We start from the raw sequence: 17,840 nt of genomic DNA on the forward strand, positions 1-17,840 counted from the left end.
GGCTCCGCGCCATTCTTGGCAGGAGCCGGTGATGGCCGCAGCAACACAGGATCTGGAGCGCTTCGTCCGCGACGCGCTGACGCAGGGGCAGTCGCGGACGCGGATCGAGGCGGTGCTGGCGCAGGCCGGCTGGCCGCCCGAGCAGGTGCGCAGCGTGCTGTCGGTGTATGCCGATGTCGCCTTTCCCGTGCCGGTGCCGCGCCCGCGGCCGTATCTGTCGGCGCGCGAGGCGTTCTTCTACCTGGTGCTGTTCGCCACGCTGTACCTGTGGGCGTTCCACGTGGGCAGCCTGCTGTTCGACCTGATCAACCACGCGTACCCGGATCCGGGCGTGCAGTACAGCTACTGGGCGCGGGGGCACAAATCGATGCGCTGGTCGGTGGCCTGGGTGCTGATCGCCTATCCGGTGTTCCTGCTGGTCGCGCGGATGCTGGCGCGCGAGCTGGCCAGCAATCCGGTCAAGCGGCTGTCGGCCGTGCGGCGCTGGTTGACCTATCTCACCCTGTTCATCGCCGCGACCACGCTGCTGGTCGACATGGCCGTGCTGGTCTTCAACGTGCTGGGCGGCGAGCTGAGCGTGCGCTTCCTGCTCAAGGTGCTGGTGGTGGCACTGCTGGCCGGCGGCATCTTCGGCTACTACCTGCTCGACCTGCGCCGCGAGGAGGTGGAGGCATGAACGCACAGACCCTGGGCCGTGTGCTGCTCGTCGCCGCCACGGTGGTGGTGATCGGCACGGTGGCCGCCGCGATCGTGGTGATGGGTACGCCCGCGCAGCAGCGCGCCCTGCGCTTGGACGAGCGCCGCGTGTCCGACCTGCAGCGCATCGTCGACGCCGCGCGTCAGCACGCCGACCGCAACGGTGCGCTGGCGCCGGACCTGACCACGCTGGCCAGCCGGCCCGGCCTGCGCCTGTCCATCACCGACCCGGACACGGCGCTGCCCTATGTGTACGAAGTGCGGCAGGCGAAGACGTTCCGGGTGTGCGCGACCTTCGCCACCGATACCGCGGTCGACGAGCCCGACCAGCGCCGCCTCGACGAGGACGACTGGCTGCATCCGGTGGGGCGGCACTGCTTCGACCGCAGCTGGACGCCGACGCCTGCCTCGGACGCAGGCTGAGCCAGGCGCGGCAGCGACCACATGGAGATGGCATCGAACGCGATCTCCTGCGGCGCGACGGCATCGACCTGCCACCGCTACCGGCCGAATGCCGGCACCAGCGCTGCGCGACGGGTTGCAGCGCGCCATCGAAGACCAGTCACCGGGTGAGGACACATGCGCGGGACCCTCGTTGCGACCATGTTGGGATTGGGCCTGTGCGGTCCGCTGCATGCGGCCGGACCCACCGGCCAGGCGCCGCCGGAGAATGCGTTCGGCATGGCCGGGCTGTGGATCGGCCAGCCACTGGAGGAGGCGCGCCGCGCGATGCCGTCGCTGCGCTGCGAGGCCGCGTGCACGGCCGACGACGGCCGCTACCTGGAGCAGCCGGGCCGCTTGTGGGTCGGCCAGCGTGACGGCCGGATCGACCAGCTCGGGTTCCGCTTCGTCCCGACGCTGGAAGGCGATGCCCGGGCCGCGGCCCGCGCCCGCATCGTGGACGCGCACGGCCCGCCGACGACCCATCTGGGCCTGGACGGCTGCGACGAGTGGACGCTGGAGAGCGGTTACCTCGCGGTCTGCCTGACCGACGGGTTGTCGCATGTGACGTGGAACAGGATGTCGCGACGCGACGTCAACGCCGCGCGCTGAGCGCGGCGCGCGGCCGGTGCCAGTGCGATGGCGGCCGCGGCGACCAGTGACGGCATTCGACACGGCTGTGATCGAGGCAGGGCGGTCGGCCTCCAGCGGCCTCCTACAGGCGTGTGGTGCTGCGTTGGCGGGATGTTTCGTAGGGGGGCGGCGGCCGCCGCGACTGCCCTGTGACCGCATTCGACACGGCTGCGATCGAGGCAGGGCGGTCGGCCTCGAGCGGCCTCCTACAGGCGTGTGGTGCTGCGTTGGCGGGACGTTTTGTAGGAGCGGCGGCCGCCGCGACTGCCCTGTGACCGCATTCGACGCGGTTGCGATCCAAGACCGGCTGCCGGGCAGACGCAGCCATCGGCGAAACACTCAGCGATACGGGCCCGGCCCACGCCAGACCTGCTGGCCCTGTTTGTAGACCGAGACGATGGTGATGACCTCGCGGGCGTCGCCGATGGCCTTCATCTCCGGCGACGAGGGGTGCAGCAGGCGGCACTTGCTGGAGCCGCGCTCCAGCGCGACCTGCAGCGGGCAGACCATGTAGTACTCGGTTCCGGGCAACGGCAGCGACAGCTCGGTCATGCCGCCGGCCATCCATTCGCGCACCTGGTTCTCGCCGCGCAGGTCGTAATAGACCTGGTAGCCACCGATCTCCATGCTGCCGTCGGTGCCGGCCATGTCGTTGCGGTTGCCGCGGCTGACCATCGGGCTGCGCGACAGGCCGGCGTTCTCCGGCGCGGTGTCCTCCTCGATCAGGCCCGGCGGCCGCCCGGTCCAGCGTTCGGGATGGCGCTGCGGCTCCACCGTCGGTGGCGGCGAGGAGGCCGCGGTCCGCTCCGGTGGCGAAGGCTCGGGCTCCTGCACGCTGGGTGGCTCGACCGGTGCCGGCGGCGCTTCGGGCGGCACCGGGTTTTCCGCCTGCAGCACCAGCGTCGAGCGGGTCGGCGCGGCGGTGGGGCGTGGCCGCACCGGCCGCGGTGCCTCGGACGGGCGCGGGCTCGGTGGCGCCGTGGTCTGCAGTTCGGGCTGGCTGGTCTCGCCGACGAAGTCCACCCGCATCCGGGCGCCGCCGCCGGCCGCGCCTTCGGGCGAACTCACCACGGGCGGCGACGCCCACTGCAGGAGCAGCACCATCAGCACATGCAGCAGCGCGCTCAGCAGCGCGGCCAGCCATGGCTGGAGGCGGTCGATCCTGGGGGTTGTCCCGGTCTGCGCGCGGGTCGACGCCTCGCTCATGCCGGCGGAGGCGCGTCGTGGGGGCGGGACGTCATGCAGCTTCGGGGGAAGGGGCAGGGGAGCCCCGCATCGTAACGCGGACCGGCGACCGGCCCGTGACCTGCGGGTGGCGATGACGGATGGAGGTTCAGAAAGTGACAACCGGCACCTGATCCGGCGCGCCGCCGGGCGCAGGCTGTCCACACACCCACCAAGGACGTCCGCCATGCCCGCTCCCGCCGCCGCCGCACCGCTGATTCCCTACCTGTCGATGGCGGCCGTGGGCTTCCTGGTCTATCGGCGCGCACGCAGATCCTTCGGCGTCCAGGTGTGGAAGCCGGGCGCCGCGGTCGCGCGTTTCACCCTGCTGGCGCTGGTGATGGCCTCGCTGGCGTTCGCCGCCTACGGCCTGGCCGGGGTGGCACCGGGTATCGGGCTGGGCACCCTGGCCGGCACCGCGCTGGCGGTGCTGTCGCTGCGGCTGACCGACACGCAGTGGCGCGACGGCCAGGGCGTCTACACGCCCAACGCCTGGATCGGTGGTGCGTTGATGATGCTGCTGGTCGGCCGCCTGGCCTGGCGCTGGGCCGATGGCGCCTTCGGCGGCGGCAGCGCCGGCGCGTTCCAGGCCAGCCCGCTGACGATGGGCATCGCCGCCACCGTGGTCATGTACTCGCTGGTGCAGGTGGCCGGGCTGTGGTGGCGGATGCGCCGGCTGCGGCAGGCATCGGGCACGGCGGTCTGAGGCGGGGGCGCATGCCGGCCGGCATGTGCCTGCTTGAACGGGCGGTCCTCGCCCGGACCTGCCGGCCGCCAGCAGCGGAGATCCTGCAGCTCACGTTCGAGTTCGCCCATGCCATCCGGCCCGGCTTCGGTCGGGAACGGCCCCGACAGCAGACGCCGTGCGCGCGGCCTTGCCGAGAAGTCGTGCACGCCCACGAACGAGGCCAGCGCGGTGTCGAACAACGGAGTGTCCGTGTCCGCCGATGCGGCAGCGGGCCGGTCCAGCGACACCGCCACCTCCGCGAGCAGGCGCAGTGCTTCGACCGCGTGCTCGCGCCGGTGGCTCGCATCATCCGATCCGCGATTCATCTCGCCGCCCCTGACGGCGGCCGCGCATCATCGCGGCAGTGCCGGTCCCGGCCGACTCACACCTGCGAGCGGATCGGAATGATGAGCTTCTCGGCCAGCTTCTCGCGCAGCGGACGGGCCAGCCAGCGTTCCAGCGTGTAGCGCTGCGCCTGCTGCAGGTCGCGCTCGAAGATGCCGGTCATGCAGGCAGCCAGATCGCGGTCGTAGACGTTGAGGCTGGCCTCGTCGTTGAGCCGGAACGAACGGATGTCGAAGTTGGTCGAGCCCACCGACACCAGCAGGTCGTCGATGATCAGCAGCTTGGTGTGCAGCATCGTCGGCTGGTACTCGTGGATCTCGATGCCGGCGCGCAGCAGCGGGCCCCAGCTGGCGCGCGAGGCCAGCCGCACCGACAGCGCGTCGATGTGCGGGCCGGGCAGCAGCACGCGGATGCGCACGCCGCGTTCGCGGGCTTCCAGCAGCGAGCGGGTGATCAGCGCATCGGGCACGAAGTAGGCGGCGGCCAGGTCGATGCAGCGCTCGGCCGCGGCGATGGCCATCAGGTACATCAGGTGCATGCTCTCGCTGCCGCCGGCGGGCGAGGCCACGAACAGCTGCGCATCGCTGTCGCCGGCCGCGTCCAGCTTCGGGAAGTAGTCCGCGCCGTTGAGCACGCGCCCGGTGGTCTTGATCCAGTTGTCGTTGAACGCCGCCTGCACCTGCGCCACCACCGGGCCTTCGATGCGGTAATGCGTGTCGCGCCAGTGCTCCGGGTCCTGCGCGTCGCCCATCCACTGGTCGGCCACGCCGACGCCCCCGGTGAAGCCGATGCGCCCGTCGACGACCAGCAGCTTGCGGTGGGTGCGGTTGTTGGTCCGGTGCAGGGTGTACCAGGCCAGCGGGCGGTAGCGGTGCACCTCCACGCCGGCATCGGTCATGCGCCTGACCAGCGCCGGGTCCATCTTGAGGCTGCCGCCCCAGTCGATGGTCACCCGCACCTCGACGCCGGCGGTGGCGCGCGCGGCCAGCGCCTCGCTGAATTCCCTGCCGATCTCGCCGGACCAGTAGATGTAGGTCTCGAAGGTGATGCTGCGCTGCGCGCCGCGGATCGCCTCCAGCATCGCCGGGAAGATCTCGTCGCCGTTGTTGAGGACCTGCACCCGGTTGCCGGGCAGGATGGTCGGGCCCAGCAGCACCGACATCTCGCGCTTGAACAGCGGATCGTGCACGCCGTAGCAGTGCGCCGGGATGTGCTGCAGCTTCTTTTCCGGGGTCGCGAAGTTCAGGGCGATCAGCCCGCCCAGGAGCGTGGCGACGACCGCCGCCACGATGATCCACGCCATGTCGCCGACTCCCGGGTTCCGTGCAGGCCTGCTCCTGCGAGCGCGCATTCTGGTGCGGGCGCCGGCAAAGGCGTGGTGAAGATCGTGCGACAGCGGATGGAGGGGAGGCCGGCGTTCGGTCGACGCTCCCCTCGCACCTACTCCGACCCCGACGAGCGTGGGCCACGCTCCGTCGCAGATGGCGGTCGCCGCTGGGGCGGCTCCTACAGGGGCGGTGCGCGATCCGCAGGGTCGGTCGCGATGTTGGGCGTAGGAGCGGGCTGGACCGCGACCGCCATCGTTCGGTCGACGCTCCCCTCGCGCGGGCTCCGAGCTGGTGGCCGACGAGCGTGGGCCCACGGCCCGTCACACATGGCGGTCGCCGCTGGGGCGGCTCCTACAGGGGCGGTGCGCGATCCGCAGGGTCGGTCGCGATGTTGGGCGTAGGAGCGGGCTGGACCGCGACCGCCATCGTTCGGTCGACGCTCCCCTCGCGCGGGCTCCGAGCTGGTGGCCGACGAGCGTGGGCCCACGGCCCGTCACACATGGCGGTCGCCGCTGGGGCGGCTCCTACAGGGGCGGTGCGCGATCCGCAGGGTCGGTCGCGATGTTGGGCGTAGGAGCGGGCTGGACCGCGACCGCCATCGTTCGGTCGGCACTCCCCTCCGCACCGGCTCCGCGCTGGCGGCCGGCGAGCGTGGGCCACGCTCCGTCACACATGGCGGTCGCCGCTGGGGCGGCTCCTACAAGGGCAACGCGCGATCCGCAGGGTCGGTTGCGATGTTGGTCGTAGGAGCGGGCTGGACCGCGACCGCCATCGTTCGGTCGACGCTCCCCTCGCACGGGCTCCGAGCTGGTGGCCGACGAGCGTGGGCCACGCTCCGTCGCAGATGGCGGTCGCCGCTGCGGCGGCTCCTACAGGGGCGGCGCGCGATCCGCAGGATCGGTCGCGATGTTGGTTGTAGGAGCGGGCTCGACCGCGACCGCCATCGTTCGGTCGACGCTCCCCTCCGCACCTACTCCGACCCGGCGGCCGACGAGCGTGGGCCACGCTCCGTCACACATGGCGGTCGCCGCTGGGGCAGCTCCTACAGGGGCAACGCGCGATCCGCAGACGCGGCACCATGTTGGTTGTAGGAGCGGGCTCGACCGCGACCGCCATCGTTCGGTCGACGTCCCCTCGCACGGGCTCCGAGCTGGTGGCCGACGAGCGTGGGCCACGCTCCGTCACAGATGGCGGTCGCCGCTGGGGCGGCTCCTACAGGGGCGGCGCGCGATCCGCAGGCGCGGCACGATGTTGGTCGAATGCGCCATCCGCAGGGTCGGTCAGGCTAGGGCGGCTCCTGCAAGGGCGGCGCTGCGATCCGCGCCTCCTTCGGGGTGCTACTCCATCAGTTCGGCCAGCGCCCAGGTGTCGAGGAAGGCCACCACCCGCACGATGTGGCCGCCCTCGAGCTGCATGTGCCAGGCGTAGTGGTTGCGGTAGGTGCCGCCATCGCGGGCGGTGGCCGTTCCCTGCCAGAGCACCACCACCGCATCGCCCTGGGCGACCACGTGCTGCACCTCCGGCACGATCGGCGTGGCCAGGCGTGCGGTGATCGGTGCCACCGCCTGGTCCAGGAAGGCCTGCCGCGAACGGTAGACGCCGGAGACCGGGCTGGTCCCGGCGACGGTCCACTCCACGTCGTCGGCGAGCAGGTCGAACACGCTGCCGCGTCCGTCGCGCCAGGCGTCGAATGCGGCCCGCACGATGGCGGCGTTGTCGTGCGCCGATGGCGATGCAGGCGAAGCGGCCATCGCGATGGATGGCAGTAGGGCGGCCAGGCCCAGCAGGGCGATGGCGGCGCTGCGATGGATCGGGGACGTAGAACGCATGACGATCTCCTGTCGAAGAAGGGAATGAAGCGAGGGAGCCTGGTCGCCAGCCAGCCAGCCAGCCGTGCCAGGCGCGACGTGCAGCTGCAACGCGGTGCCGGCGGTCCGGCCCGCAAGGGTGCTCACGGGCCGGACGGCGACGCTGCCTGTGGTCCAGGCGCCTGCCATGCAGCCGTCGGAGCACAGCTGCCGCGCCGTTGGTCGCCAGCGCCTGCCGCATCGCACCACCTGCCGGGTCCACCCCGCCGGTTTGCGGCGGAACGCCGGCATGCGCCAGCGACCGCACGCTCCTGGCCGCGCCGATCGCACCGCAGGCGATGGAGCGCCGGTGCGCGCCCTGCGGGGCCTCGCGCCAGCGCCGGCCAGGCCATCGCCGTGCGGTGCCGGCTCAGGCCGGATGCGCGACCGGACGCACCACGATGTCGGTGGTGTCCACGTCGGCCGGCTGGGCGATGGCATGCGCGATGGCGTTGGCGATCGCCTCCGGCTTCAGCGCCACTTTGCGGAAGCCGGCGATCGCCTCGGCCGTGGCCGGGTCGGTGATGGTGTCGGCCAGTTCGGACTCGACCACGCCCGGGTAGACGCAGGTCACGCGCAGGGTGTCGTTCTCCTGGCGCAGGCCGTCGGAGATCGCCCGCACCGCGAACTTGGTCGCGCAGTACACCGCCGCGCTGGGCATCACGTACAGCCCGCCGATCGAGGCGACGCTGATGATGTGGCCGCTGCGCTGGGCCTGCATCGTCGGCAGCACCGCGGCGATGCCGTGCAGCACGCCCTTGATGTTGACGTCGATCATGCGGTCCCACTCGTCGACCTTCAGCGCGGCCATCGGCGCCAGCGGCATGATGCCGGCGTTGTTGACGATCACGTCGATGCGGCCGAAGCGGTCGAGCGCGTGGTCGGCGAAGGCCTGCACGTCGGCGCGGTCGGTGACGTCCAGCCGGCGCGCGATGGCGGTGCCGCCCGCGGCGGTGATGGTGTCGACCAGCTGGCGCAGCCGCTCGGTGCGGCGTGCGCCCAGCACCACGCGTGCGCCATGCGCGGCCAGCACCGTGGCGACGGCTTCGCCGATGCCGCTGCTGGCGCCGGTGATCAGGACGACCTTGTTCTGGATGGTGTTCATGCGGTGGTTCCTCGTGTGGTGAAGGACTGGAATGCGGGGGAACGACGCGCTGCGGGATGCGTCCGGTCGAAAGGCGTCGGCGCGGCAGCGAGCGCGACGACGTACCAGGTGGATGCAGCAGGTGGTGCGGGACGGTGGGGTACTGCCGGTCCGCGGGTGCGTCGGCGGCCGTTGTCGCGTTTCGATCACCAATGCCGGCATGCTTCGCATGCGCGTCGCGGAGGCGATTCCGCGATTCCGCGATGTCGGCATGCGGCGGTGGCGCCGCCCGTTCGTGCTGTACGCCGACGGTGCGTGGCGCGGGATCACCTTCCTGCGCGGCGACGCCTCTCCCGCGACGCATGCGGCGCGTGTCCCGAGGGCGACGCGCTGCGGATGTGGTGGCGTCTGCGTCCGGCAGGCTCAGTTGCGCGGCGGTGGTGATGCGGTGGCCGGCCGCTCCCGCCGCAGCACCATGCCGCCGTGGTACAGCACGTCGTTGACGAACTTGCCATCGGCGGTGAACCCCGTGTCGTCCACGTAATCGATGTGGTCGCCGCTGATCACGTAGCGGCCCTGGTAGGCGCTGCGCGTCCGGCCGCGGGCTTCGTCGTAGCGGCCGTCGGGCAGCAGTTCGTGGCGGATGTAGCCATCGTCGGTCACCCACATGCCGAGGTAGCGCTGCGGGTCGGTGGGCGGCGCGGGGTCGGCGGCGACGGCCGCGCCGGCCAGCAGCGCCGAGGCGAGGACCGCGCCCGGGGCGCGGCGCGGAAGACGGGAGCTGGACTGCGGCATGGCGGTGTCTCCTGTGCGGTGGGCGTGTGGACACGGTAGGCAGTGCGCGCTGTCGAGAGAATCCCGTCACTGCTGGACGCATTGGTTAGACTTTCTAACCAATGCAGCCGGATGCGACCGCATGGACCTCGATCTCAACCTGCTCCGCGTGTTCCAGGCCGTGGCCGAGGGCCACAACTTCCGCGCCGCCGCCGACCGCCTCGGCGTGACCCGCTCGGCGGTCAGCCAGGGCATCCGCCGGCTGGAGGACGGCCTGGGCATCGCCCTGGTGCAGCGTTCCACCCGCAGCGTGCGGCTCACCGAGGCCGGCGAGCGGCTGTTCCGCCAGGTCGCGCAGCCGCTGGCCACGCTCGGTACCGCCCTGGACGAGGCGGTCGACGACGGCCCGCCGCGCGGCCTGCTGCGGGTCACCGCCACCTCCATCGCCGAACGCTTCCTGTCCGGCCCGCTGATCGCCGGGTTCATTGCCGCCCACCCGGGCATCACCCTGGACGTGACGGTGAACGACGAGGAGTTCGACATCGTCGCCGCCGGCTTCGACGCCGGCGTGCGCCTGGGCGAGGTGATCGAGCAGGATATGGTCGCGGTCCCGGTCACCGGCCCGCAGCGCGAACTGGCCGTGGCCTCGCCCGCCTACCTCGCCGCCCACGGCCGCCCCGGACACCCGCGCGAGCTGGTCGGCCACCGCTGCATCGGCTGGCGCATGACCCCGGCGATGGCGCCGCATCGCTGGGAGTTCGTGGAAGACGGGCGCGCGTTCGATGTGCAGGTCGAGCCGCAGGTCACCAGCAACGACATGTGGCTGATGGTCCGCACTGCCCTGGCCGGCGGCGGCATCACCTTCGGCATCGAGGAGACCTTCCGCCCCTGGCTGGACCGCGGCGAGCTGGTCCCGCTGCTGCAGGACTACCTGCCGCCCTTCCCCGGCTTCTTCCTGTACTTCCCCAACCGCCACCACCAGCCGCCCAAGCTGCGCGCGCTGGTCGAGCACGTGCGTCAGTACCGCGAACGGACCGAACCGCGCTGACCGCTGCCGAGTCCCGCCACCTGCCGTCGCTCCTGCAACGTCGGTGCGATCGCCACGCGCCACGCCCCACCCCCGTAGGAGCGGGCTTGACCGCGACCGCCATCCGTCCGGCCCCGGCCAACGCCTCCCCACGCACGGCTGTCGCGGCTGCGGCCGCTCCTACACAAGCGATCAGCGCCCCAGGCGAGGTCAAGCCCTGCCCCGTAGGAGCGGGCTGGACCGCGACCGCCATCCTTCCGGCCCCGGCCAACGCCTCCCCACGCATGGCTGTCGCGGCTGCGGCCGCTCCTACAGAGGCGGCAGCGCTCCACACCCGGGCAATCCCCGCCCCAACCAATGGCACCCGCCCCTGGTCTCCGCTGCAACTATCCTGTCCGGTCATGTCGGCCACCGTGCCGCCGCTTCCGGAGACGACCTTGAAGAAGACCCTGCTGACCGCCGCCACGCTGCTGGCCCTCGGTATCGCCGCCCAGGCCACCGCCCACGAGCGCCATGCCTGCGCCGACGACACCTGCAGCCAGCAGTGGCTGTTCGAGGCCGGTGAGGCCGCTGGCGGTGGCGACACCATCGCCGCCACCCGCTATGGCACCTGGGGCATCGACACCGCCGGCATGGACCGCACCGTCTCGCCGGGCGCCGATTTCTTCGCCTACGCCAACGGCACCTGGGCCAGGAACACCCCGATCCCGGCCGACCAGTCCAGCTACGGCTCGTTCCGCGTGCTGCGCGACCTGTCCGAAGCCCGCGTGCATGCGCTGGTGGAAGGCTATGCGCTGGGCAACCCGGCCACCGACGGCGACAGCGCCAAGGTGGCTGCGATCTACCGCGGCTTCCTGGACGAGGCGGCCATCGACAAGCTCGGTGCCGCGCCGCTGAAGGCCCCGCTGGCCCGCATCAAGCAGGCCGACAGCCACGCCACGCAGGCCCAGCTGATGGCCGCGCGCGACACCTTCGGCGTCACCCTGTTCGGCCTGGGCGTGTCCGACGACCAGCGCGACCCGGACCGCTACACCCTGTACATGAACCAGTCCGGCCTGGGCCTGGGCGACCGCGAGATGTACCTGCGCGAGAACTTCGCCCCGCAGCGCGAGCGCTACCTGGCCTACATCGCGCAGATGCTGGAGCTGGGCGGCTGGAGCGACCCCAAGGGCAGCGCTGAGGCCGTGCTGGCCTTCGAGACGCGCGTGGCCGAGGCGCACTGGACCCGCGCCGAGAGCCGCGACCGCGACAAGACCTACAACCCGGTGACCTTCGCCGAGTTCGACGGCTACGCGCCGGGCTTCCCGTGGGCCAGCTACTTCACCGCCGCCGGCGTCGACCATGGCGACCGCGCCGTGGTCCGCCAGCGCACCGCCATCCCGAAGCTGGCCGCGATCTTCGCCGACACCGACGTCGCCACCCTGCAGGCCTGGCAGGCCTTCCACGCCATCGACGACGCCGCGCCGCTGCTGTCGAGCGATTTCGTCACCGCCCACTTCGAGTTCCGCGACAAGTTCCTGTCCGGCCAGCTGGAGCAGCGCGAGCGCTGGAAGCGCGGCGTCGAACTGGTCGAGCGCAGCATGGGCGAGGCCATCGGCCGCGACTACGTCGGCCTGTACTTCCCGGCCGACGCCAAGGCCAAGATGGACGCGCTGGTGGCCAACGTGAAGGCGGCCATGGGCGCGCGCCTGGACACGCTGGACTGGATGAGCCCGGCCACCAAGGCCGAGGCCCACGCCAAGCTGGCCGGCTTCGGCCTGAAGATCGGCCACCCCGACACCTGGCGCGACTACAGCGCGCTGCGCATCGCCAACGACGACGTGGTCGGCAACGCCCTGCGCGCCAGCGTGTTCGAGTGGGATTACCGCCGCGCCCGCCTGGGCAAGCAGGTCGACAAGGCCGAGTGGGGCATGACCCCGCAGACCGTCAACGCGTACTACAACTCGGTCAAGAACGAGATCGTGTTCCCGGCCGCGATCCTGCAGCCGCCGTTCTTCGACCCCGATGCCGACCCGGCGGTGAACTACGGCGGCATCGGCGGCGTGATCGGCCACGAGATCATCCACGGCTTCGACGACCAGGGCCGCAAGTCCGACGGCAAGGGCGTGCTGCGCGACTGGTGGACCGCCGACGATGCGGCCAAGTTCGAGGTGCAGGCCGCCAAGCTGGGCGCCCAGTACGAGGCCTACACCTTCCCGCAGCTGCCGGGCATGCACATCAACGGCCGCACCGCGATGGGCGAGAACATCGGCGACCTCGGCGGCCTGACCATCTCGCTGGAAGCCTACCGCCGCTCGCTGGGCGGCAAGCCGGCGCCGGTGATCGACGGCTTCAGCGGCGAACAGCGCCTGTTCCTGGGCTGGGCGCAGGTGTGGCGCACCCTGTGGCGCGACGACGCGCTGCGCCAGCAGCTGGTCAACGGCACACACTCGCCGGGCCACATCCGCGCCTTCGCCCCGCTGCGCAACATCGATGCCTGGTACGACGCCTTCGGCATCAAGCAGGGCGACCCGCTGTACATCGCCCCGGAAGACCGGGTGCGGATCTGGTGATATAAGGCACTGCACAGGAACCCCGCTTCGGCGGGGTTCCTGCTGTCTGGATGTTCACTCTGGAATCGCAACGAGGGGAGTGCGTGATGAAGCACTGGACGTACGCATCGGCGATGGCCGCCTGCCTGTCGGCCGTCATGGCGTTGCCGCAGGCCGCATCGGCCCAGGACCTGGCGATCACCGGCGCGCGCGTGATCGCCGCACCCGACGCCGCGCCCATCGAAAACGGCACCGTGCTGGTGCGCGATGGCCGCATCGCCGCGGTCGGTACGCGCGCCGAGGTGCGCGTGCCCGAGGGCGTGCCCGTCATCGATGGCAGCGGCGGCACCCTGGTGGCCGGCTTCTGGAACAGCCACGTCCATTTCCTCACCCCTGAAACCCGCACCCCGGCGACCACCCCGGCGGACGTGCTGGAAGACGCGCTGCAGCAGATGCTGACGCGCTGGGGCTTCACCACCGTGTTCGATATCGGTTCCTTCGATGGCGTCGCCGCCGGGCTGCGCACGCGCATCGCCGCCGGCGAGGTGCGCGGGCCGGACATCCTCTCGGTCGGCCTGCCGTACTTCCCCGAGAACGGCACCCCGTACTACGTCGCCGAGCTGTTCGAATCGCTCGGGGTGCGCAGCGCCGAGGTGGCCGATGTGCCCGCGGCGAAAGCGCGCGCGGCCCGTGAGCTGGCCGACGGTGCCGATGGCGTGAAGCTGTTCGCTGGCGCGATCGTCGGTGGCCCCGTCGACGTGCTGCCGATGCGCGTGGACATCGCCACCGCCCTGGTCGAACAGGCGCATGCGGTCGGCAAACCCGCGTTCGCGCACCCGACCAACCGCGAAGGGCTGGAGGTGTCGCTGGCCAGCGGCGTCGACGTGCTCGCCCACAGCGCCCCGCAGGCCGGCGCCTGGGATGCGGCGCTGGTGCAGCGGCTGCGCGCCGCGGACATGGCGCTGATCCCGACCCTGGCCCTGTTCGACGTCGAGATGCGCCGCGAAGGCGCACCCGAAACCGCCATCGACCGCGTCGTCGGCCAGGCCGTACAGCAGGTCCAGGCGCTGCACGCAGCCGGTGGCGAGATCCTGTTCGGCACCGACATCGGCTACATGCATGAAGCCGACACCACGCGCGAGATCGCACTGCTGGCGCAGGCCGGCCTGGACTGGCGCGCGATCCTGACCAGCCTGACCACCGCCCCGGCCACGCGCTTCGGCCAGGCCGACCGCAAGGGCCGCATCGCCCCCGGCCTGCAGGCCGATCTGGTGCTGCTGGATGGCGACCCGACGACGGATGTGGTCGCCTACAGCAACGTCCGCCAGACCTTCCGTGCGGGTGTGGCGGTTTACCGGAAGCCCTGAGGGGGCTGGACGCCCAGCCGACCAAGCAGACCAGCAGGCGCCAAGCCTCTGTATGCCCATCTCCCACCCACGGGAGATGGGTTTGCGGGGTGGATGTCCCGAATGGGACGATGAATGCGGATCAGAGTAGGACCCCGGGCACGCAGCGTGATCTTGGGCCATGCCTGATGCAGCTGCCTCCCGTTTTCCGCCTTCAGTAAGCCAGGCGGCGTTACTGGTCCGATACGACCTGAATCATCTCGTCGTAGTGTTTCTTGTCCACTTCTTCCATCCATTTGAAGATGTCACTGATAACGCTGTGACCTTCTCCGGCAAGGTTCTCCGATGACTCATCCGTTATTTCGATGACATCGCCATGAGAATATTTGTTGATGAAGCGATAGATCTTCTCTTTTGTTTCCGGGGTCGTGACAACGCAACCTTTCACACCATCATCCATCAATTGGCTGATGTTCCCCCGGCGCTTAGGGAACTTAAATGTAAAGAAGGACTCAACAAGCTTCCTAGATAAGTTGGCTGTTAAAAAGGCCTCATCTCTATCAAGGCTGGCGTATGTCTTATATTCATAGAGTTTCTTGAATATGTAGTGATACTCGGAGCCATAGTTTTTCAGTGAGTCATTGGCGTCAACAAGTTTGGAACTACGAGGCAAACTGGACGAAGCTTCGAGTTGATAGAAAAAGCTAACATCCGGCTTATCTTTTCCCTTGTTCTTTCCGGAAAACCAATCCCTTACTAGTTTGAAGTAGGTGAAATTGTGAGTCAGCACGAACAACTGCTTCGCGTCTTGGCACTGAGTTCGCAAGAAAGAGTAAGCATGGAAAAGATGATTGGAGTCGAAACTTGATACGGGGTCGTCTACAACGACTATGGTGTCTGAGATCTTATTTCCGTTCTCACGAAGCTTGGTAATGAAGTAGACAAACGCGATTGCAGTCTTTTCGCCCTCACTCAAGTTTCCGTCATGCTCGCCGATGCCGTTCCGGATGATTTCGTATCCTTTCTTGATCTTATTAAATCTGAGTCGAAGCTCAGACCGCCCGATAAATCGATGCAAAGTATCATTGAACTCGTCCGCTCCGATCGTCTCATTGGAGAGCGAAGCTTCGATTGTTCCGATATCCTGCCTCAATTTTGCGATATCTTCGCCGGCTGCCTTCGCCTCCACCTCCAATTCTTGAGACTTCAATTCGTTTGCAGAGTAGTCAAACTCTTGGACCTCCGCGGCAGCGTAGTGAAGCTCCAGCGCTCGCTTGCTCTTTGTCGTCTCGGCCTTGAAGTTGTTAGTTTTGTTATTGTGCTTCCCAATAACCGAAACGATCGATGCCAACACGGAGTTGAACTGCAAAAGGTCGACATCTGAGACGTCAGTAACGGCTATATCCGTCTTCTTGGGATCTTCTATTTTGGATGCAAGCGCTCCTCACCATGCCGCGACTTGCGTATTAATCTTCTCCACAACAGCTTCGTACTGGCCTCTCAAAACATCAAAATCCGCGGAGAACTCCTTGTAGAAATCAGAAGCTGCGGGCAGTTGATTGGAGGGCGCACCTTGCGACTCGATCCAAGTTGCAGCGCTCTCTAGCCTGCCTTGAAACTCCGTAAACTCTTTACTGAAGTGAGCAGCAAGGGCTTCAGCACGAGCTGCTGTGAACGGAGAGGAGCAGAATTCACACTTTTCTGATCCGTGGATCTTATGAATCTCCAAGCCCACCTGCACCCAATCTCGAATGTCAGGGTTATCTGCGAGTCTTTGAATTGCTTGGTTCTCGGCGGTTGTTCCGATCAAGTTCCTGATCCGTTCCGCTGCCTTCTTAAAGTAAGTTAAATCAATTACATTTGACGCGAATACTATTGCGGCCAATTGATCAGGCTTGGCTGCATTTGTGAGATCTATGACCTGGGCCTCATCAAGGACTGACTTGGCATCAAGTACATCAGCCTGATGATCTTTAATAAAGGACGCGAGCTTGCGGCGATCATAGTTCAAGTAATAGCTGTCACTGGTATCAATAGACTGAAGCCCAAGTTTCATTTTCTTTGCAGAATTCGTCATGAACTTTTCAAGCGCATCACGAATCTTCGCAGCTTCACCACTTTTCTCGCCATGGAACTTGCTTTTCTGCGCAAGCTCAGCCTTTAAATTGTCAAGCTTTCGAACATCCTCGATCTTCTCTTTTGCGATGAGGAGAATGCTCTTTACCGCCTTGTCCCATTCAATGTTCTGATGAATGAAACTTTGATTGAAGGTTTGAATGTTTAGTGACGTTCCAGAGACGTTTTTATCCGTAATCATGGATCCGTCTTCGAGAGACAAAGAAAACTGCCCGCCCCCGAATCTTGGCAGAACTGCCCGTAGCTCAATGGAAGAGAATAGGTTAGACAGAGTAGATTTTCCCGTTCCGTTCCAGCCGTATATAAGGTTGTAACGCCCGAACCTTTTTATTTTGGTGCCATCGAAATCTCTGAAGATTCCAAAGTGCCTGAGATGATTGATGCCGACAATCATTTTTTAATTCCTTTCGTGAAATCGAATATCCCTAACTTCAGTGCCGTGGAAAACAGAAGAAAAAAAGCGAGGACTAATTCAGGTTCACTAATCCAGTCCCCCGGCACTTCGGAAACTGGCTGCATCCGAGAAAGCCTTCGCCGGTTCGGCGATTGATCCGCTGCACCAGCGCGCTACCGCAGCGTGGGCAGAAAAGTGCTGCGGTTGGCGCAGCCGTGACGGCCGCAGGCCCAACCACCGGTTCGATCCGCGCCTGCGATGAAGGCAACGTGCCGCCCTCCCGCTGCACCGCCCGGATCATCTCCAGCAACTGCTCCCCACCAACCAGCTCGATCGGCTTGCCTTGCGCAAACCGCTCGGCGTCGTGTGTGTAGGAGCCAACGCAGACGATCTTCACTGCATCAGCATGATGGTGCGCCAGCAATCCAGCCATCTCACGCACCACGCTGACGCCCACCTGCTGGCGCTTCCATTGCTTGCATTGGACGAGCGTGCGGCGGCCGTCCTTGCGCAGGATCAGATCGATGCCGCCGTCCGGGCCGCCCAGGCCGGTCTCTTCGACGCTGTAGCCCTGGCGGCGGAAGGCCTCGCCCACCAGTTGCTCGAACCGACGCCAGCCGCCTGCAGCCAGGCTCTCCAGCGTGGTGCGCGTGTCCAGGAAGCGCCGTTTGCGGCGTGCACCCAGCCATGAGAACAGCGCGGCCATCCAGCAGATGCCGAGTAGAAGCCACGCCAGTGGTGCGAATATCGATCCCGACTGCCGGGAAAATCCCTGCGCCAGCAATCCGCCCTGATCGGACAGCCACCAGACGACGCCGTAGCGCACCGCGATGAAGCCGGCGATGCCGGCAATGACACCCACCGGCCACGGCATCGCGGCCAGCGCGTCGAATCCGCTTCCCTTCCTGCGTCCCATGCAAGAACCCCCGTTCCGACCTGCAACATAGCGCCGGGGCAGGGATTTGTCAGTATGTATCCAGCGGCGAATGTCCGGAGCGCGTGTCAGGGACAGTGCCTTCAAGAATTGGACATGCCATCGCTTTCTCCAGCACCCGAACGGTTTCGCCAAAGCGCGGCTTCTAGAACGTGAAAAGGACCTTCTCCTGCTCCTGACTCCCGACCAAGGCTAGACTGCCTCCACCATGTGATCGTGTGCGCGGGCCATGTTTGCGCGCATAACAGCAGAAGGAGCCGTCGTAATGGGCTGCGTCCCACGTGTCCCGCATCTCATCGCTGCTCCATTGGTACTGGCAGCGCTTGTGGCAGCGTGCAAACCGGCCGCATCGCAGGACACTGCGCCCACCGCA

13 protein-coding genes and 1 pseudogene are annotated in these 17,840 nt (G+C 67.6%); 7 read left to right on the forward strand and 7 right to left on the reverse strand.

What is annotated here, in order from left to right:
- Nucleotides 1–31: 31 nt before the first annotated feature.
- From IB242_RS17030 to IB242_RS17040, 3 genes are all read left to right on the forward strand, one after another.
- Nucleotides 32–676, forward strand: coding sequence for a DUF5671 domain-containing protein (locus IB242_RS17030; protein ID WP_192282385.1), 645 nt, complete (start codon nt 32–34; stop codon nt 674–676).
- Nucleotides 673–1,119, forward strand: coding sequence for a hypothetical protein (locus IB242_RS17035; RefSeq protein WP_192282387.1), 447 nt, complete (start codon nt 673–675; stop codon nt 1,117–1,119). Before IB242_RS17030 ends, IB242_RS17035 begins: the two co-directional genes overlap by 4 nt.
- A gap of 180 nt (nt 1,120–1,299) precedes the next feature.
- Entirely contained in the window at nt 1,300–1,749 is a 450-nt protein-coding gene (locus IB242_RS17040; protein ID WP_192282389.1) for a hypothetical protein, read from the forward strand.
- 360 nt (nt 1,750–2,109) lie between these two features.
- Here the strand turns inward: IB242_RS17040 and IB242_RS17045 are convergent, their stop codons facing one another.
- Nucleotides 2,110–2,976, reverse strand: coding sequence for a type II toxin-antitoxin system RelE/ParE family toxin (locus IB242_RS17045; RefSeq protein ID WP_192282391.1), 867 nt, complete (start codon nt 2,974–2,976; stop codon nt 2,110–2,112).
- A gap of 205 nt (nt 2,977–3,181) precedes the next feature.
- Here IB242_RS17045 and IB242_RS17050 point away from each other — a divergent pair, with 205 nt between their 5' ends.
- On the forward strand, nt 3,182–3,700 hold the full coding sequence (locus IB242_RS17050; protein WP_192282393.1) for a hypothetical protein: 519 nt from the start codon (nt 3,182–3,184) through the stop codon (nt 3,698–3,700).
- 403 nt (nt 3,701–4,103) lie between these two features.
- Here the strand turns inward: IB242_RS17050 and IB242_RS17055 are convergent, their stop codons facing one another.
- The 4 genes from IB242_RS17055 to IB242_RS17070 all read right to left on the reverse strand — a co-directional run bounded on the left by IB242_RS17055 (nt 4,104) and on the right by IB242_RS17070 (nt 9,120).
- Nucleotides 4,104–5,369: a phospholipase D-like domain-containing protein gene (locus tag IB242_RS17055; RefSeq protein ID WP_192282395.1), complete on the reverse strand. Its 1,266-nt coding sequence runs from the start codon at nt 5,367–5,369 to the stop codon at nt 4,104–4,106.
- Nucleotides 5,370–6,731: 1,362 nt separating this feature from the next.
- Complete coding sequence (locus IB242_RS17060) at nt 6,732–7,223, reverse strand: nuclear transport factor 2 family protein (RefSeq protein ID WP_192282397.1); 492 nt, start codon at nt 7,221–7,223, stop codon at nt 6,732–6,734.
- A 388-nt stretch (nt 7,224–7,611) separates the two neighbouring features.
- Nucleotides 7,612–8,346, reverse strand: coding sequence for an SDR family oxidoreductase (locus IB242_RS17065; RefSeq protein WP_192282399.1), 735 nt, complete (start codon nt 8,344–8,346; stop codon nt 7,612–7,614).
- A gap of 402 nt (nt 8,347–8,748) precedes the next feature.
- Nucleotides 8,749–9,120 carry an Atu4866 domain-containing protein gene (locus tag IB242_RS17070; RefSeq protein WP_192282401.1) on the reverse strand — a complete coding sequence of 124 codons (372 nt, stop codon included), beginning with the start codon at nt 9,118–9,120 and terminating at the stop codon, nt 8,749–8,751.
- Nucleotides 9,121–9,241: 121 nt separating this feature from the next.
- Between IB242_RS17070 and IB242_RS17075 the strand changes: the two genes are divergently transcribed.
- The 3 genes from IB242_RS17075 to IB242_RS17085 all read left to right on the forward strand — a co-directional run bounded on the left by IB242_RS17075 (nt 9,242) and on the right by IB242_RS17085 (nt 14,024).
- The gene (locus IB242_RS17075; protein ID WP_192282403.1) at nt 9,242–10,147 is read left to right on the forward strand and encodes a LysR family transcriptional regulator; all 906 of its coding nucleotides are present in this window, start codon (nt 9,242–9,244) and stop codon (nt 10,145–10,147) included.
- A 416-nt stretch (nt 10,148–10,563) separates the two neighbouring features.
- A complete protein-coding gene (locus IB242_RS17080) occupies nt 10,564–12,678 on the forward strand; it encodes a M13-type metalloendopeptidase (RefSeq protein WP_225540804.1) in 2,115 nt (704 codons plus the stop codon).
- Nucleotides 12,679–12,764: 86 nt separating this feature from the next.
- Nucleotides 12,765–14,024 carry an amidohydrolase family protein gene (locus tag IB242_RS17085; protein WP_225540805.1) on the forward strand — a complete coding sequence of 420 codons (1,260 nt, stop codon included), beginning with the start codon at nt 12,765–12,767 and terminating at the stop codon, nt 14,022–14,024.
- Nucleotides 14,025–14,235: 211 nt separating this feature from the next.
- Here the strand turns inward: IB242_RS17085 and IB242_RS17090 are convergent.
- Nucleotides 14,236–16,533, reverse strand: a pseudogene (locus IB242_RS17090) (AAA family ATPase).
- Between the two features lie 73 nt (nt 16,534–16,606).
- The gene (locus tag IB242_RS17095; RefSeq protein ID WP_192282407.1) at nt 16,607–17,449 is read right to left on the reverse strand and encodes a restriction endonuclease; all 843 of its coding nucleotides are present in this window, start codon (nt 17,447–17,449) and stop codon (nt 16,607–16,609) included.
- Nucleotides 17,450–17,840: the final 391 nt, after the last annotated feature.

Source organism: Xanthomonas sp. XNM01, from assembly GCF_014851915.1.
GTDB lineage: Bacteria > Pseudomonadota > Gammaproteobacteria > Xanthomonadales > Xanthomonadaceae > Pseudoxanthomonas.

Bases quoted from the DNA above. Each gene is read 5' to 3' on its own strand.
- IB242_RS17030 (WP_192282385.1), top strand. From the start codon at position 32: ATGGCCGCAGCAACACAGGATCTGGAGCGCTTCGTCCGCGACGCGCTG.
- IB242_RS17035 (WP_192282387.1), top strand. From the start codon at position 673: ATGAACGCACAGACCCTGGGCCGTGTGCTGCTCGTCGCCGCCACGGTG.
- IB242_RS17040 (WP_192282389.1), top strand. From the start codon at position 1,300: ATGTTGGGATTGGGCCTGTGCGGTCCGCTGCATGCGGCCGGACCCACC.
- IB242_RS17045 (WP_192282391.1), bottom strand. From the start codon at position 2,976: ATGAGCGAGGCGTCGACCCGCGCGCAGACCGGGACAACCCCCAGGATC.
- IB242_RS17050 (WP_192282393.1), top strand. From the start codon at position 3,182: ATGCCCGCTCCCGCCGCCGCCGCACCGCTGATTCCCTACCTGTCGATG.
- IB242_RS17055 (WP_192282395.1), bottom strand. From the start codon at position 5,369: ATGGCGTGGATCATCGTGGCGGCGGTCGTCGCCACGCTCCTGGGCGGG.
- IB242_RS17060 (WP_192282397.1), bottom strand. From the start codon at position 7,223: ATGCGTTCTACGTCCCCGATCCATCGCAGCGCCGCCATCGCCCTGCTG.
- IB242_RS17065 (WP_192282399.1), bottom strand. From the start codon at position 8,346: ATGAACACCATCCAGAACAAGGTCGTCCTGATCACCGGCGCCAGCAGC.
- IB242_RS17070 (WP_192282401.1), bottom strand. From the start codon at position 9,120: ATGCCGCAGTCCAGCTCCCGTCTTCCGCGCCGCGCCCCGGGCGCGGTC.
- IB242_RS17075 (WP_192282403.1), top strand. From the start codon at position 9,242: ATGGACCTCGATCTCAACCTGCTCCGCGTGTTCCAGGCCGTGGCCGAG.
- IB242_RS17085 (WP_225540805.1), top strand. From the start codon at position 12,765: ATGAAGCACTGGACGTACGCATCGGCGATGGCCGCCTGCCTGTCGGCC.
- IB242_RS17095 (WP_192282407.1), bottom strand. From the start codon at position 17,449: ATGGGACGCAGGAAGGGAAGCGGATTCGACGCGCTGGCCGCGATGCCG.